The following is a 14,123-nucleotide window of genomic DNA, read 5'->3' as shown; positions in this document are numbered from 1 at the left end:
GCGGAACCGGACGACGGGACCGCCGCCGACGATTCCACCGGATCGTCCACCCGGCGTCGACGCAGCGTTACGCTCGGCCGGTCCGCCGTCGAGCCCGCCGCCCCGCCCCGCGCGGCCCGGCCTGCCACCTCGTCGTTGGTCCCCGTGAGGCGTGCCCGCAACCGGTACAGTCGGCGGGTGGCCGCGACGATGACCGGGGACCAACCGGGCTACCCGCAGACCCCTCCGGGTCTGGTCCGTTCGCTGCTGGACCGCTTCGGCCACCTCGTCCGCGAGATGAGCAAGTTCGCCACCGTGGGCGGCGTCGCCTTTCTGATCGACTTCGCGCTCTTCAACTACCTCACCTCCGCCAGCGGAATGGAGCAGGTGACCGCGAAGGTCATCGCCACGGTCCTCGCCGCGACCGTCGCCTTCCTCGGCAACCGGTTCTGGACCTGGCGGCACCGCAAGCGCTCCCACCCCGCCCGGGAGTACGGGCTGTTCTTCTTCTTCAACACCGTGGGCCTCGGCATCGCGGTCGCCTGCCTGGCGATCAGCCGCTACGGCCTCGGCTCCGTCTGGCCGGCGGTGTTCCAGACCCGACTGGCCGACAACATCGCCAGCTACGTCGTCGGCACCGTCCTCGGGACGCTGTTCCGGTTCTGGTCGTACCGACGGTTCGTCTTCGTGGATCCGGGAAATCCCGATGCTCCAGAGGCGGCGCACGACCGATCGTCCCGGGCGTGACCTGCCGCCCATCCTGCCCAGCCGGACAGAGCCGGCCCCGCCCACTGCCCTAAGGTGTTCCGCATGCGTCTTGTCCGTCTGCTGCCCGAGCGCTGGCAGAAGTTCATCCACGAGGCGCTCAAATTCGGCATCGTCGGAGGCATCAACACCGCCATCAATTACGCGGTGTTCAATGCGCTCGCACTCACGGTCTTTGTCGACGGTCAGCTGAAGGCGACGGTCATCGCCACCGTCGTCGCGACGATCACGTCGTATCTGATGAATCGGCACTGGACGTACCGGGATCGACCGAAATCTGCCCTACGCCGGGAATACGCGCTGTTCTTCCTGTTCAACGGCGCCGGCCTGCTGATCGAGCTCGGCGTCCTCGCCGCGGCGAAGTACGGCCTGGGGCTGACCAGCCTGCTCGCGCTGAACCTGGCCAAGACCGTGGGTGTGCTGCTGGGCACCCTGTTCCGCTTCTGGTCGTACCGGACCTTCGTCTTCCAGCCGGTCCCGCAGCACGCCGAGGAGACCTGGCACACCGTGGAACGGGACGAGTGGGACACGATGGCCGAGATGGACCCGGTGGCCGAGCTGGCCGAGTCGGTCAGCGAGCTGGAGGAGGCGCAGGAGCAGCCGCGTACCGGCCCCGCCGCCGAGCCGGTCTTTCCGCAGCCGCCGGGACGCACCGCTCCGGCCGACGCCGGCCTGGGCCGCTCGGTCGGCACGGGCCTCGACGCCGAGCTGGCCCCGGAGCTGCACGCCGGCGGACGCCGGTCACCGCGCGGCTGACCCGCACACACCGAAGCCCCGCCCCGGCAGGGGGACGGGGCTTCGTCGTACGACCGGTCAGTTGGGCTCGCGCAGCGGCTTGCCGTCGCGCATGTCGGCCAGGATCTCCCGCATCTCGCCGTCGCCCAGCGAGTGCTTGTCGTGGTGGGCCTCGACCAGCTCGTACAGCGTGGTCTGCACCCGGCTCACGCCGGGCACGTCGCGCAGCACCGACTGGCCGCGCTCACCGGCCGACTCGATGGTCAGCGTGCCGCACCCCAGCAGCCGCTCGACGAAGCGCTGGTTCATCGAGTGGTCGTTGATCCGGGCCAGCGGGAGGTCCCGGCGGTCCCGGGAGAGCACCCCCTCCTGCAGCAGCACCCGCTCGTTGGTGAACAGGTAGTGGGTGGTGCGCCAGACCAGGAACGGCCACAGCCCCAGCACCAGGGCCAGCACCAGGGCCAGCCCGGCGATCACGTACAGCGCGATGGTGCCGCCGTCGCCATCGGGCAGCAGGATCCAGCCCGCCACCACCGCGGCGAGGCCGAGCACCAGCACCAGGATCGGGCGCAACAGCGCCTTCCAGTGCGGATGCAGGTGCAGGACGACATGCTCGTCCTCGGTCAGCACGTCCTCAGGAAAACCCACGACACCCTCCACGACCTCAACCGGACGCGCCGACCGTAACCCCCCACCCCACTTCGCCCTATCACCTACCCGTCCCAATCCCGCCCTGATCTAGGGCTTGTCGTCGTGATTGGAGATCAACTAGCGACATCTGGCCCTAGATCGACGAGGCGGAGGGGCCGGGCGACGCGGGTCAGCGGAGGTGGAGGAGGTCGGCGGCGGCCAGGGCGTGCGGGCCGGTGGGGGTGTCCAGCAGGAGGCGACCGTCGGTGTCGATGCCGGTGGCGCGGCCGGTGAGCGCGGTGCCGTCGGGGAGCAGCGCGCGGACCTCCCGGCCGATCGTGGCGCAGGATTCCAGGTACGCCGCCCGCAGGCCGGACGCCTCGGCGTCGCCGCCGGCGGTGCGCCAGCGGTCGTACCAGTCGGCGAGCGAGCGCAGCAGCGCGCGCAGCAGCGGGTCCCGGTCGGTGGCGGTGGCCCCGGCCAGTTGCAGCGAGGTGGCCGGCAGCCCGGTCGGCTCCGGCAGCTCGTCGGCGCGCAGCGTGACGTTGAGGCCGATCCCGAGCACGATCGCGGGCGGCCGGGCGGGCGAGGCGTCCGGCACCGCCTCGGCCAGGATCCCGGCGCACTTGGCGTCCCCGACCAGTAGGTCGTTGGGCCACTTCAGGCCGGCCTCCAGCTCGGCCAGCCGACTCACCGCCTCGACCAGCGCGACGCCGGCGAGCAGCGGCAGCCAGCCGTACCCGGTGGCGGGCGCCGGCGGCCAGCCGCGGTCGGCGACGGCGTCACCGGGCCGGAGCAGGACGCTGGTCGCGATGCCCGCGCGGGCCGGCGACTGCCAGACCCGGCCGCGCCGGCCCCGGCCGGCGGTCTGCCGCTCGGCGACCACCACCAGCCCCTCCGGCTCGCCGGCGCGGGCCGCGGCGACCGCGTCCGCGTTGGTCGAGCCGGTCTCGACCCGCAGGTCCAGCCGGCGCCACGGGCCGTGCGGGCCGGTCAGCGCGCGGCCCAGCCGGGCCGCCGACAGCGGCGGGCGATCCAGGTCGGTGTACGGCGAGCCGGGCATCCCGTCAGCCTACGGGCGGTGGTGAGGCGCACTGCACAGCGGCGTCTTCCTGAACCATCGTTATATTCCCTGGGTGACTACCGAGACCGGGATCAACATCCACAGCACCGCGGGCAAGCTGGCGGACCTGGAGCGACGGGTCGACGAGGCGGTGCACGCCGGCTCGGCGCGCGCGGTCTCCAAGCAGCACGCCAGGGGCAAGAAGACCGCCCGCGAGCGGATCGAGCTGCTGCTCGACGAGGGCTCCTTCGTCGAGCTGGACGAGCTGGCCCGGCACCGGTCCACGGCCTTCGGTCTGGAGCGGACCCGCCCGTACGGCGACGGCGTGATCACCGGCTACGGCACGGTCGACGGCCGGCAGGTGTGCGTCTTCGCCCAGGACTTCACCGTCTTCGGCGGCTCGCTCGGCGAGGTCTTCGGCGAGAAGATCGTCAAGGTGATGGACCTGGCCATGAAGATCGGCTGCCCGGTGATCGGCATCAACGACTCCGGCGGCGCCCGGATCCAGGAGGGCGTCGCCTCGCTCGGCCTGTACGGCGAGATCTTCTTCCGCAACGTCCGGGCCAGCGGCGTCATCCCGCAGATCTCGCTGATCATGGGCCCGTGCGCGGGTGGCGCGGTCTACTCCCCGGCGGTCACCGACTTCACCGTGATGGTCGACCAGACCTCGCACATGTTCATCACCGGCCCGGACGTGATCAAGACGGTCACCGGCGAGGACGTGGCGATGGAGGAGCTGGGCGGCGCCCGCACCCACAACTCGCGCAGCGGCAACGCGCACTACCTCGCCACCGACGAGGACGACGCGGTCGAGTACGTCAAGGCGCTGCTGTCGTACCTGCCGTCGAACAACCTCGACGAGCCGGTGGTGTTCTCCGTGGACGCCGATCTGGAGATCACGGACGAGGACCGGGAGCTGGACACGCTGATCCCCGACTCGGCCAACCAGCCGTACGACATCCACCGAGTGATCGAGCACGTCCTCGACGACGGCGAGTTCCTGGAGGTGCAGCCGCTCTACGCGCAGAACCTGGTGATCGGCTACGGCCGGGTCGAGGGCCGGCCGGTGGGCGTGGTCGCCAACCAGCCGATGCACTTCGCCGGCACGCTGGACATCGCCGCGTCGGAGAAGGCGGCCCGCTTCGTGCGCACCTGCGACGCGTTCAACATCCCGGTGCTGACCTTCGTGGACGTGCCCGGCTTCCTGCCCGGCACCGGCCAGGAGTGGGACGGCATCATCCGCCGGGGCGCCAAGCTGATCTACGCGTACGCCGAGGCGACCGTCCCGAAGGTCACCGTGATCACCCGCAAGGCCTACGGCGGCGCGTACGACGTGATGGGCTCCAAGCACCTCGGCGCCGACCTGAACTTCGCCTGGCCGACCGCGCAGATCGCGGTGATGGGCGCCCAGGGCGCGGTGAACATCCTCTACCGCTCCGAGCTGGCCGACGCCGAGGACCCGGCCGCCGTCCGCGCCGAGAAGATCGCCGAGTACGAGGACACCCTGGCCAACCCGTACATCGCCGCCGAGCGGGGCTATGTGGACAGCGTGATCCCGCCGCACGAGACGCGCACCCAGATCGTCCGGGCGCTGCGGGTGCTGCGGACCAAGCGGGAGACCCTGCCGCCGAAGAAGCACGGCAACATCCCGCTCTGACCGCGCTTCGCCGCCGTCCGCGCTCCGGGGCGCGGACGGCGGCGCGCCACGTCAGCAGGGCGGGTTCGCGGCCCTGCACAGCTGCCGGGCGGCGACCGCGGCGAGGCCCTTCACCTGCGCCTCGGAGCCACCGGCGGCCGGGGTGAGCACACTGACCAGGTCACCGGAGCGCACCACCGCCGTGTCGACCGGCTTGGCCTGCTCGCTCCGGGTGCCCGCGTACGTGCCGACCGGCAGCGGCCCCGACACGGTGTGCCGCAGCAGCACCGCCTGGTCGCCGGCGAAGTCCCGCGCCGCCACCGCCCAGCGGTGGGTCGCGGTCACCTCGGTTTCGCGCCCGCGCACCAGCATCTGGTCGGTGCTGCGCCACTCGCCGCAGGAGGCGAGGTACCGGTCGAGGTCGTCGAAGACCCCACCGGCGGCCGCGGACATCCGGTAGACGTCCTGGATCAACAGCGGTTCCCGCTCGGGGCCGTCCGTCGGCCGTCGTTGCAGGACGGTCTGCGAGCGGGAGTACCGGGAGACCCGCCACTCCGCCGCCGGGACACCCTTCTCCCGCAGGCATGCCATCAGCATGTCGTCTACCCGGACCCCCTCACCGATACCGGCCGTGGTCAGCGGCGCCGCGGCCGGCGCCGGGAGCGCCGCAGTGGGCAGCAGCGCGTCCAGCGGGATCTCCGCGCGCAGCCCGGTGAGGGTGGCGGGCGCGGCCACCGGCGCCGGCTCCGGATCCGGGTCCCGGCTCGGCCGCGCGGCCACCGCCGCCGAGGCCGACGCCACCACCAGGACGGCCACCGCGGCCGACACCGCCGTCCGCCGGCTGCGCCGCCGGGCCCGGGCCCGCAGCTCGGCCGGCTCCGGCCAGCGCACCGCGCTCAACTCGCCGTGCAACCGGTCGACGAAGCTCAGGTCCTCGTCCATCAGGCCTCCTCCACGTCCACCACGGCGAGCAGCCCGGCCAGCGCGGTACGCCCCCGGGACAGCCGCGCCTTGACCGTGCCGACCGGCGCCTCGGTCTCCCGGGCGACCTCGGCGACGGGCATGCCGAGCAGGTAGTACAGCGTGAGCGCGACGCGCTGCTCCTCGGGCAGCCGGCGCAGCGCGGCGACCACGGCGACGGTGTCCGTGCCGGGCCCGGGCACGCTCTCCTGCGCCCCGTGCCGCCGGTAGGCACGGGCGCGGCTGCGCAGGCTGCGCCACCGGCTGACCGCGATCCGGCTGGCCACCACGCGCACCCACGCCTCCGGGTCGTCGTAACCGCTGACGGTCGACCAGCGCTGCCAGGCCCGGACGTACGCCTCCTGCACCGCGTCCTGCGCCTCGGGCAGGTTCCCGGTCAACGCGTACACGTAGCCGAGCAGCCGTTGCCGGCTGCCCCGGTAGAACTCGTCGTACTCATCGACGTCCGGCACCTGCCACCTTCCCCCGTGATCGGTCGCAGGAGACACGCGCCGGGCGTACCGCGCGGTTGCCGGTTTCAGCGCACCAATTCGGCCAGCCGCTCCGCCGGGAACGCGCCGGCGGGGATCCGCTCCCGCACCGCCCGGCGGACCGCCCGCTGCACCGCGACGTTGACCGGGGTCGGCACCCCGTAACGGCGGCCGAGCAGCACGATCTCGCCGTTGAGGTGGTCGACCTCGGTGGAGCAGGCGCCCCGGGCCAGGCTCTGCCAGGTGGAGCTGCCGCCGCGCGGCCGGCCCTCCACCGGGCTTATCTGCACCCGGTCACCGCGCTCGGCCGCCTCCTCGGCGGTGCTGGTGTGCGCGATCCCGGCCGCGGCCAGCGCCGCCTCGCCCTCGGCCCGCAACCGCGCCGCCAGGTCGTCCGGTGGCTGCGGGCCGAGCAACGCGCCCAACCCATTGCCCAGGTTGGCCAGCAGCTTGCCGTACTTCCAGCGCATCGCGTCGTCCCGGACGGCGGCCAGGAAGCCGGCGCCGCCGAGATCCGCGGCCACCACCCGGTCGACCTCGTCCGACCCCGCCGGGTAGCGACCCAGCTGCAGCATCCCAGGGTACGGATGCCCGTTGGCGACCACCACCCCGGGCTGCAAATGGGTGGCGGGCAGCCAGACGCAGACCGGGTGCACCCGGTCGAACAGTCGCAGCGCGGTCGGCTCGTTGGCGACCCCGTTCTGCGCGGTGAACAGCGGCAGCCGCTCGGCCGCCGTACCGCCCCCGGCGACCGGAGCGTCCGCCCAGGCGTCCAGCGCGGCGGCGGTGTCCTGCGACTTGACGGTGAGGACCAGCGCGGTATCGGCGGGCAGCGGGTCGGTCGGGCCGTCGACGGCGGCGCCGCGCCAGCGCCGCACCCCGTCCGGCGAGTGCAGGGTCAACCCGTCGCGCCGCAACGCCGCCAGGTGCGCGCCGCGGGCGACCAGCGTCACGTCGTGGCCGGCCTCTGCCAGCCGTACGCCGATGGTGCCGCCGACCGCGCCCGCCCCGATGATCACGTAGTGCATGACGTCATTCTCCCGGCAGGCGCCCCTCGGACGGTCTGGCCGGGGCCGGGTCTCAGAGCGTGATGCCGGCGTCGGTGAGGATCGGGCCGGCGAGCAGGGCCGCGCCGACGGCCAGCGCGAGCAGGTTGACCAGCCCGAAGAACAGCACCCAGAAGAACGCCGGGAACGGCGTCAGGCCGGCCAGCTGGTCGGCGTCGGACTCGGGCATCCGACCGCGGGAGCGCTGCCGTTGCAGCTCGATGACCGGCCGTACCCCGGCGAGCAGCAGGAACCACACCGAGGTCCAGGCGAACGCGGCCTGCACCTGCGGGGTGGCGTACCAGGAGACGGCGAGCACCACCCCGCCGGTGACCAGCAGGGAGAGCACGCCGAACACGTTGCGGATCATCACCAGCATGGCCAGCAGCAGCGCCACCGCCAGCCAGAGCAGCAGGGTGATCCGGTTCCCGCCGAGCAGCCAGGCGCCGGCCAGGCCGACCAGCGACGGTGCGACGTACCCGGCGAGCAGGGTGAGGATCATCCCCGGGCCGCTCGGTCGGCCGGCGGAGAGCGTCAGGCCGGAGGTGTCCGAGTGCAGCCGGATGCCGTGCAGCCGGCGGCCGGTCAGCAGCGCCACCAGCGCGTGCCCGCCCTCGTGCGCGATGGTCACCGCGTTCCGGGCGATCCGCCACGGCAGCCGGGTGGCCACCACCAGCAGCGCGGCGACCGCAGTGAGCAGCACCAGCAGCGGCGGCGGGTCGGGTTGCGCGCTGAACAGCCGGTCCCAGAGGCCGGCGAGCCCGTCGATCGACACCATGGGCGGGGAGCCTACCGGCCGGTGCTGTGGCACCGCGCAGGCCAGTTAGGCCCGCAGACCTCAGCAATCGAGCACGTGCGTCAGCTTTGCGGCGGCGGAGGTTCGTCGGCGCCGCGGGCCTTCCACGGTTGGTGTTCGGAGATCCATCGCTCGACGTCTTCCGCCCACCAGACCGAGCCGCCGGCCAGACGTTCGAACGGCTCAGGGAAGTCGGGCCGACTCGTGAGCTGGACGACCCGGACCCGGGATACGCCAAGGCGTTCCTGCAGCTCCGCCGAGCCGTACAACTTCTTCCGGGCCATGTCGGAAGCATGCTGATCGGCCCCCCTTACGAACCTGAAAGCCCTCCTGGACCGCCCATTAGTGCTGCCAGAGAAGACTTACAACCACCCCACGGGGGGTTTCATACTTGACAGAGGGGCGGCGGGCAAGGGAACGTTGCGGAGTCACAACAGGTAGCGGTCCGGGTACCTGATCGGGGATCGGTGCCCGGACCTGCCTATCTCTTGAGGAGAGGGGCCGATCTATGCCCATGGACGACGGGCCGGTCACGCCGGCGCTGGTGATCTGGACGGCGCAGCGGGTGGTGGCCCAGCACCACGAGCCGCCGAACGAGCACCGGGCCACCAGCCGCTGCGCGCAATGCGCCGACAACACTTGCGAGATGCTGGATTGGGCGCGCAGCGTACTCAAGGCTCGCCGCCTGGCAGGTGGCCGCGCAGAGGGTCCAGCGGCGTGAGCCGCCTGGACCGCCACGTCGGCCTCTGGACCGAGGATGACTACCTCGCGCTCGGCAAGACGCCCGGCCGGGTCGAACTGTTCGACGGAAGCCTGCTCGTCAGTCCCGTGCCGAACCTGCGCCATCAGCTCATCGCCCATCGATTGGCGGGCAGCTTGGAGGCTACGGCCACGGACCTGCTGGTACTCGCGGCGACGAACGTCCGCCTCGACGTCGACCGCATCGCCATCCCGGACGTGGTGGTCGCCGGCGCCGACGAGCCGGGGGTGCCGCTTCAGGCCAGTGGAATCGCGTTGATCTGCGAGGTCCTGCCGCCGGGAAACGCGGTCGTGGAACGAGTGCTCAAGATGCGGCTGTACGCGATCGCGCGCATCCCGTGGTACCTGCTGGTCGAGCAGGACGGCGACGGTCACGTGCTGCGGCTGTACCGGCTGGACGGCGCGCACTACGTCGAGAATCGGGTGGCCAAGGCCGGCGAGACGCTGAGCGTCGCCGAGCCGTTCCGTTGGCAGCTGGACCCAGCCGCGTTGCGCTGACCGCCGCCGGCCAGTCATCCGATTCTTCGGTCGACGTCGATGGAAGTTCTCTTCGTGACCTCTTGCGCCGCACGGCACCGATCTCCAAAGATTGGCGTCAATCGATCGGCGTCCTCGGAGGCATCCATGACCCGTACCAGATTCTCGCTGCGCCGGCTGCTAGCCGCCGCCCTCACCACCGCCGCCACCGCGGCGGTCGCCCTGGTCGCCACCGCCGGACCGGCGGCCGCGGCCACCACGCCCGGCATCGACGTGTCTCGCTACCAGGGCAGCATCAACTGGACCAGCGTGCGCAACGCGGGCGTCCAGTTCGCCTTCATCAAGGCCACCGAGGGTACGACCGTCAAGGACGCCAACTTCGGCGCGAACTACGTGGGCGCCTACAACGCCGGGGTGATCCGCGGCGCGTACCACTTCGCCCGGCCGAACATCTCCTCCGGCGCCACCCAGGCCAACTTCCTGGCGAGCAACGGCGGCGCCTGGTCGGCGGACAGCCGCACCCTGCCGGCCGCGCTGGACATCGAGGCGAACCCGTACAGCGGTGGCTACTGCTACGGCCTGAGCACCACCGGCATGCGCAACTGGATCCAGGACTTCCTGACCACCTACCGGTCCCGCACCAGCCGGTACGCGGTCATCTACACCACCACCAGCTGGTGGAACCAGTGCACCGGCAGCTGGACCGGCCCGTGGGCGAACCACCCGCTCTGGCTGGCCCGCTGGTCGAGCACCCCGGGCGCGCTGCCGGCCGGCGCGCCGGTGTGGAGCTTCTGGCAGTACACCAGCAGCGGCAGCGTCTCCGGCATCAGCGGAAACGTCGACCGCAACTACTGGAACGGCGACCGGACCCGGTTGGTCGCGCTGGCGAACAACACCTGATCCGTACCGGACACGACTCGGCGGCAGCGGGATCGGTCACCGCAGGTGATGACTGGTCCGGCTGCCGCCGACGTCCGTGTCCGCTCAGGCGACCTCGCGGCCGACCACCACCGGCGCCGCCACGGCGTCCTCGTCGGCGACCAGCGCGCCCCTACGGCTGATCCGCCGGACGGCAACCACGGTGCCGACGACCGCCGCCACCGCGAGGAGCGCCACCATCGCCGGCAGACCGGCGCCGATCATCAGCAGGACGACGTCGCCGAGCGCGACCAACATCCACAGTGCCAGCCGGGGCCGGGCGTCCCTCCGTCGGTAACCCATGTCGTGCCTCCCTCCGTCGTCGGAGATCAGGTACCCAGAACGACGGAGAGTCATGCGAATCAAGTTCGCGACGGCGCGATTACCGCAGGTCAGTTGACCCGATCGGGCTGAAATCCCTTGACGATCTGGTCGAACGCCGCCAGATTGGCGCTCCACTGCGACTCCGGGATCTCCCAGCGGAGGGCGAAGCCGCGATCGCTGGCGGTCGCCGTACCACGGTTGCGTACGTGGATCCGGGTGCCGTTCTGCGTCTCCCGCCACTCCCAGTCGGCACAGGTGCGGTACCAGTTGCAGCGCTTGATGCCGAGGAACTCGTAGTTCCGGACCAGGTTCTTCCGGTTCGGTTCCTGCTGGGTCCAGTCCGCGACAGCATCCTTCTGCGGCTTGACACCCCACTGGATCAACAACTTGCCGGCGCCACTGGCGGGTCGGAAGATGGCCGAACTGTCCCTGCCGGTGCCGGTGAACCTCCAGCCGGGCGGGAGCTGCACAGAGAACTCACCCCGCTGGTACCGCGTCCAGCCGGCGGGCAGCGGCGCGTTGGTGCCGGTCGCGTCGGGGGCGGGCGTGGTCGGGCTCGGCGGGGCGGCGCTGCTCGTCGCCGGGGCCGGCGGCGCGGCGGCCGACGGCGCCGAGGAGGCGGCCGAGGTCGACGGGTCGGTCGAGGACTGCGCCGGGCCGGCCGAGGTCGCGCCGGCCTGCGGCGCCCCACCCTGCGAGGCGTTGTCACCGCTGGTCAGCAGCGGCACGGCGATGGCCAGGCCGACCAGCAGCACCGCCACCAACGCGCCGATCAGCAGGTTGCGCCGCCGGTGGTCGCGCTCGTTCCCGTCGTACACCGAACCGGGCTGGGGCTCGGCGGGCGGCGCCGGTGGGCTGACCGGCGTCGACATGACGGACGTGGGGTTGACCGGCTTCGGCCGGTCGAGCTTGGCGGTCGGATCGGCGTCCGGGGTGGCTGCGGGCTCGGCGTCGCTGGCCGGCGGGTCGACCGTGGCGGTCGGCGCGCTGTCCTCGGACTCGTGGGCGACGGCCTCGTCGGCGGCCGTCGCGCCGGCCGCGGCGCCGGCGACGGCCGCCGAGCCGGTGGCGAAGCGCGGACCGGAGCTCGCCGCGTCCATGCTCTCCTCGGCCGGACGCGGCGCCGGCACCACCCGGGGGCGCGGCTCACGCGGACCGTTCGGCCCCGGCCGGCGTACGCCGTCGAGCAGTGAGATGGACTTGGCGCGGCGGCCGGCGGCCCGACGCAGCAGCCGCTCGGCGGTGTCGGCGTTGATGCGGTCCTTCGGGTCCTTCTGGAGCAGGCCCTGCAGCACCGGCTTGAGCGGGCCGGCGTTCTTCAGCGGCGGCAGCGGCTCGGTGGCCAGGGCGGCCAGGGTGGCGATCGCCGACGGGCGCGCGTACGGGGACTTGCCCTCGACCGCCGCGTAGAGGGTCGCGCCGAGCGACCACAGGTCGGCCTCCGGCCCGGCGGTGCCGTCCTTGGCCCGCTCCGGCGCGATGTACGCGGGCGAACCGAGCACCATGCCGGTGCGGGTGACGTTCGGGTCGCCCGGGATGGTGGCCAGGCCGAAGTCGGTCAGCACCACCCGACCGTCGTCACCGAGCAGCACATTGCCCGGCTTGATGTCGCGGTGCATCACGCCGGCCTTGTGCGCCGCCTTCAGCGCGCCGAGCACGCCGAGGCCGATCTCCACCGCCCGCGCCGGCGTGACCGGGCCGTCCTCGGCGAGAGTGTCCTGAAGGGACCTCGACGCGACGTACTCCATGACGATCCACGGGTCACCGTCGGTGCGCAGCACGTCGAAGATGCGGACCACGTTGACGTGGTTGAGCCGGGCGATGGCCCGGGCCTCCCGCAGCGACCGCTCCCGCATCTCGCGGCGCTCGTCGTCGGTGAGGCTGGGCGGCGGGACCAGCTCCTTGATCGCGACGTCGCGGTGCAGCACCTCGTCGCGCGCCTTCCAGACCCGGCCCATGCCACCCTGGCCGAGCGGCGAGAGAAGCCGGTATCGGTCAGCTACGAGTTGGGGCAGCGCGTTCGACATCGGTGAGCACCGTACCCGCCTCCACCGACACTCACACCGGCGGCACGCCATTGAGCGGTGAAGGTCAACTTCCCGACGCGTACGCTGGCGGCATGTCTGCCGATCAGCCTCTGTTCACGGTCGTCCGAGGCGTCCCCACCGCCGATGAGCTGGCCGCACTCGTCGGGGTGCTGGTGGCCCGCTCCCGCCCGGTTGCCGCGCCCGCGCCGGCGCCGGCCTCCGCCTGGGCGCGCAGCGGCCGGCCGGCCGGTACGGCGAACGCCGCCGGTCCCGGCGCGTGGCGCGTCTCCGGCCTGCCCCGCTGACCCGTCCGGTTCCGGGGCTGCCGAGATCGGCGTCCACCCACTAACCTCACTCAGGGAAACGGGCTCGTAACGGGTTAGGGAGGGTCGATGATCCCCGAGGAGGACCGCCCAGCGTCCTGGCTGGGCGACTACGGAGGCATCGAGGCCGACATCCGCCAGATGCGCGAGTTCGCCGACCGGCTGCGGGCCGAGGTCGAGCGACACTACGCGCCGCACCTGTCCTACATCACGGATGACATGAAGGCCGCCATCCCCAACCCCTGCGACGCCTTCATCGAGCTGGTGCAGTTCCTCCAGGCCCACCACCAGACCCAGCAGGCCACCGCCGACGCCGTCTACGCCGTGCGCGACCAGACCGGCCACATGGCCGGCGCCGCGAGCACCATCGCCACGAAGTACTCGCAGGCCGACGCCTTCTCCGCCGCGCGGGTCACCGACGTGGAGTACGCCCTGGCCCGGCCCGACGCCGTCGCGTCCACCGGCGCTCACTCCGTGGTGCTGGACAACCCGACCGACGACGTACCCCAGCGGGGTGGCCCGGCGGTGCGCTCGTGATCGAACGGGGCAGCGGCCGGACGTCCGGCCTCACCGACTGGCAACTGATGGACGTGGCCAGCATGTGGGCCTGCGTCAAGGACCACGACACCACCGGTCACTGGCGGCAGGTCTCCGGCTGGCACAAGGTCTGCGACCTCTCCCGGACCCACCTGAGCCGCCTCCAGGAATACCGTCGCGGCCTCGCCGCCGCGTGGCCGCCGGAGACCAACGCCGCCGCCCGGGCGTACGTCGGCGAGCTGGACTCGCTCATCGAGCAGGTGCAGGCCACCCACGACTCGGCCGCCGCCAACCTGGAGGCGCTCTCCGCCGCCGCCCGCGCCATCGACGGCAGCCGGCCGGAGATCAAGCGACTGTACGAGGAGTACAGCACCAAGCTGGAGCAGAAGCGCGGGTACGAGGCGACCCTCGCCGACCCGAAGGCAGCCGCCGGCAGCCGGGTGGTGGACCCGCCGGTCACGGACGCCGACCTGGAGCGGTTGAACGTGCAGGCGCGCGGGGTGATGTTCGGGCTCAGCGGCGAACTCCAACAAGCCCAGGTAATGCTTCGGACGCCTCCCCCTCCAAAGCCCGTATTCGAACATGACGTCGACGTCTACGGGAGCGGCACCACGCCACCTTCCATCCCGGCGATAGTTCCGGTTCCACTTGCCACCT

The 14,123-nt window shown here is 72.2% G+C and carries 17 protein-coding genes; 8 read left to right on the top strand and 9 right to left on the bottom strand.

All coding sequences use genetic code 11. From position 1 onward, the window contains the following. The first annotated feature begins 189 nt into the window (after positions 1-189). Together ACFY3U_RS17380 and ACFY3U_RS17375 are read left to right on the top strand one after the other, a co-directional pair. Positions 190-726 carry a GtrA family protein gene (locus ACFY3U_RS17380; protein WP_387202282.1) on the top strand — a complete coding sequence of 179 codons (537 nt, stop codon included), beginning with the start codon at positions 190-192 and terminating at the stop codon, positions 724-726. Positions 727-789: 63 nt separating this feature from the next. Continuing rightward, on the top strand, positions 790-1,500 hold the full coding sequence (locus tag ACFY3U_RS17375) for a GtrA family protein (RefSeq protein ID WP_387202099.1): 711 nt from the start codon (positions 790-792) through the stop codon (positions 1,498-1,500). 57 nt (positions 1,501-1,557) lie between these two features. Here the strand turns inward: ACFY3U_RS17375 and ACFY3U_RS17370 are convergent, their stop codons facing one another. Further along, on the bottom strand, positions 1,558-2,127 hold the full coding sequence (locus ACFY3U_RS17370; protein ID WP_387202096.1) for a PH domain-containing protein: 570 nt from the start codon (positions 2,125-2,127) through the stop codon (positions 1,558-1,560). A 172-nt stretch (positions 2,128-2,299) separates the two neighbouring features. Continuing rightward, complete coding sequence (locus tag ACFY3U_RS17365; protein WP_387202093.1) at positions 2,300-3,172, bottom strand: biotin--[acetyl-CoA-carboxylase] ligase; 873 nt, start codon at positions 3,170-3,172, stop codon at positions 2,300-2,302. 73 nt (positions 3,173-3,245) lie between these two features. Here ACFY3U_RS17365 and ACFY3U_RS17360 point away from each other — a divergent pair, with 73 nt between their 5' ends. Then, the gene (locus tag ACFY3U_RS17360) at positions 3,246-4,829 is read left to right on the top strand and encodes an acyl-CoA carboxylase subunit beta (protein WP_387202090.1); all 1,584 of its coding nucleotides are present in this window, start codon (positions 3,246-3,248) and stop codon (positions 4,827-4,829) included. A gap of 51 nt (positions 4,830-4,880) precedes the next feature. Here ACFY3U_RS17360 and ACFY3U_RS17355 read toward each other — a convergent pair whose 3' ends face one another. The 5 genes from ACFY3U_RS17355 to ACFY3U_RS17335 all read right to left on the bottom strand — a co-directional run bounded on the left by ACFY3U_RS17355 (position 4,881) and on the right by ACFY3U_RS17335 (position 8,385). Further along, complete coding sequence (locus ACFY3U_RS17355) at positions 4,881-5,750, bottom strand: hypothetical protein (protein WP_387202087.1); 870 nt, start codon at positions 5,748-5,750, stop codon at positions 4,881-4,883. Next, positions 5,750-6,241: a SigE family RNA polymerase sigma factor gene (locus ACFY3U_RS17350; protein ID WP_387202084.1), complete on the bottom strand. Its 492-nt coding sequence runs from the start codon at positions 6,239-6,241 to the stop codon at positions 5,750-5,752. The genes ACFY3U_RS17355 and ACFY3U_RS17350 overlap by 1 nt, the downstream gene beginning before the upstream one ends. Before the next feature lie 65 nt (positions 6,242-6,306). Further along, positions 6,307-7,287 carry a ketopantoate reductase family protein gene (locus tag ACFY3U_RS17345; RefSeq protein WP_387202081.1) on the bottom strand — a complete coding sequence of 327 codons (981 nt, stop codon included), beginning with the start codon at positions 7,285-7,287 and terminating at the stop codon, positions 6,307-6,309. A 52-nt stretch (positions 7,288-7,339) separates the two neighbouring features. Next, positions 7,340-8,083 (bottom strand): M50 family metallopeptidase, encoded by a 744-nt coding sequence (locus ACFY3U_RS17340; RefSeq protein WP_387202078.1) that lies wholly within the window; start codon positions 8,081-8,083, stop codon positions 7,340-7,342. Positions 8,084-8,163: 80 nt separating this feature from the next. Then, complete coding sequence (locus ACFY3U_RS17335) at positions 8,164-8,385, bottom strand: helix-turn-helix transcriptional regulator (protein ID WP_387202075.1); 222 nt, start codon at positions 8,383-8,385, stop codon at positions 8,164-8,166. 224 nt (positions 8,386-8,609) lie between these two features. On the opposite strand from ACFY3U_RS17335, the gene ACFY3U_RS17330 reads away from it, so the two are divergent. From ACFY3U_RS17330 to ACFY3U_RS17320, 3 genes are all read left to right on the top strand, one after another. Continuing rightward, complete coding sequence (locus ACFY3U_RS17330) at positions 8,610-8,822, top strand: hypothetical protein (RefSeq protein WP_387202072.1); 213 nt, start codon at positions 8,610-8,612, stop codon at positions 8,820-8,822. After that, positions 8,819-9,358 carry a Uma2 family endonuclease gene (locus ACFY3U_RS17325; protein ID WP_387202069.1) on the top strand — a complete coding sequence of 180 codons (540 nt, stop codon included), beginning with the start codon at positions 8,819-8,821 and terminating at the stop codon, positions 9,356-9,358. Before ACFY3U_RS17330 ends, ACFY3U_RS17325 begins: the two co-directional genes overlap by 4 nt. A gap of 126 nt (positions 9,359-9,484) precedes the next feature. Next, positions 9,485-10,237: a GH25 family lysozyme gene (locus ACFY3U_RS17320; protein WP_387202066.1), complete on the top strand. Its 753-nt coding sequence runs from the start codon at positions 9,485-9,487 to the stop codon at positions 10,235-10,237. Positions 10,238-10,321: 84 nt separating this feature from the next. On the opposite strand, the gene ACFY3U_RS17315 is transcribed toward ACFY3U_RS17320, so the two are convergent. Together ACFY3U_RS17315 and ACFY3U_RS17310 are read right to left on the bottom strand one after the other, a co-directional pair. Then, complete coding sequence (locus tag ACFY3U_RS17315) at positions 10,322-10,558, bottom strand: hypothetical protein (RefSeq protein ID WP_387202063.1); 237 nt, start codon at positions 10,556-10,558, stop codon at positions 10,322-10,324. Between the two features lie 89 nt (positions 10,559-10,647). Next, entirely contained in the window at positions 10,648-12,606 is a 1,959-nt protein-coding gene (locus ACFY3U_RS17310; RefSeq protein WP_387202060.1) for a serine/threonine-protein kinase, read from the bottom strand. A 92-nt stretch (positions 12,607-12,698) separates the two neighbouring features. Between ACFY3U_RS17310 and ACFY3U_RS17305 the strand changes: the two genes are divergently transcribed. Together ACFY3U_RS17305 and ACFY3U_RS17300 are read left to right on the top strand one after the other, a co-directional pair. Then, entirely contained in the window at positions 12,699-12,911 is a 213-nt protein-coding gene (locus ACFY3U_RS17305) for an acyl-CoA carboxylase subunit epsilon (protein WP_387202057.1), read from the top strand. Positions 12,912-12,998: 87 nt separating this feature from the next. Continuing rightward, positions 12,999-13,466 carry a hypothetical protein gene (locus tag ACFY3U_RS17300; RefSeq protein WP_387202054.1) on the top strand — a complete coding sequence of 156 codons (468 nt, stop codon included), beginning with the start codon at positions 12,999-13,001 and terminating at the stop codon, positions 13,464-13,466. Positions 13,467-14,123: the final 657 nt, after the last annotated feature.

Source organism: Micromonospora sp. NPDC000089 (assembly GCF_042899365.1).
Lineage (GTDB): Bacteria > Actinomycetota > Actinomycetes > Mycobacteriales > Micromonosporaceae > Micromonospora.
Note: the sequence above shows the minus strand (reverse complement) of the source record. Positions and strands in the feature narration are given on the sequence as shown.

Coding starts and splice junctions, on each gene's coding strand:
- ACFY3U_RS17305 (WP_387202057.1), top strand. CDS start 12,699: ATGTCTGCCGATCAGCCTCTGTTCACGGTCGTCCGAGGCGTCCCCACC.
- ACFY3U_RS17335 (WP_387202075.1), bottom strand. CDS start 8,385: ATGGCCCGGAAGAAGTTGTACGGCTCGGCGGAGCTGCAGGAACGCCTT.
- ACFY3U_RS17345 (WP_387202081.1), bottom strand. CDS start 7,287: ATGCACTACGTGATCATCGGGGCGGGCGCGGTCGGCGGCACCATCGGC.
- ACFY3U_RS17380 (WP_387202282.1), top strand. CDS start 190: ATGACCGGGGACCAACCGGGCTACCCGCAGACCCCTCCGGGTCTGGTC.
- ACFY3U_RS17320 (WP_387202066.1), top strand. CDS start 9,485: ATGACCCGTACCAGATTCTCGCTGCGCCGGCTGCTAGCCGCCGCCCTC.
- ACFY3U_RS17340 (WP_387202078.1), bottom strand. CDS start 8,083: ATGGTGTCGATCGACGGGCTCGCCGGCCTCTGGGACCGGCTGTTCAGC.
- ACFY3U_RS17365 (WP_387202093.1), bottom strand. CDS start 3,172: ATGCCCGGCTCGCCGTACACCGACCTGGATCGCCCGCCGCTGTCGGCG.
- ACFY3U_RS17300 (WP_387202054.1), top strand. CDS start 12,999: ATGATCCCCGAGGAGGACCGCCCAGCGTCCTGGCTGGGCGACTACGGA.
- ACFY3U_RS17315 (WP_387202063.1), bottom strand. CDS start 10,558: ATGGGTTACCGACGGAGGGACGCCCGGCCCCGGCTGGCACTGTGGATG.
- ACFY3U_RS17375 (WP_387202099.1), top strand. CDS start 790: ATGCGTCTTGTCCGTCTGCTGCCCGAGCGCTGGCAGAAGTTCATCCAC.
- ACFY3U_RS17355 (WP_387202087.1), bottom strand. CDS start 5,750: ATGGACGAGGACCTGAGCTTCGTCGACCGGTTGCACGGCGAGTTGAGC.
- ACFY3U_RS17310 (WP_387202060.1), bottom strand. CDS start 12,606: ATGTCGAACGCGCTGCCCCAACTCGTAGCTGACCGATACCGGCTTCTC.
- ACFY3U_RS17330 (WP_387202072.1), top strand. CDS start 8,610: ATGCCCATGGACGACGGGCCGGTCACGCCGGCGCTGGTGATCTGGACG.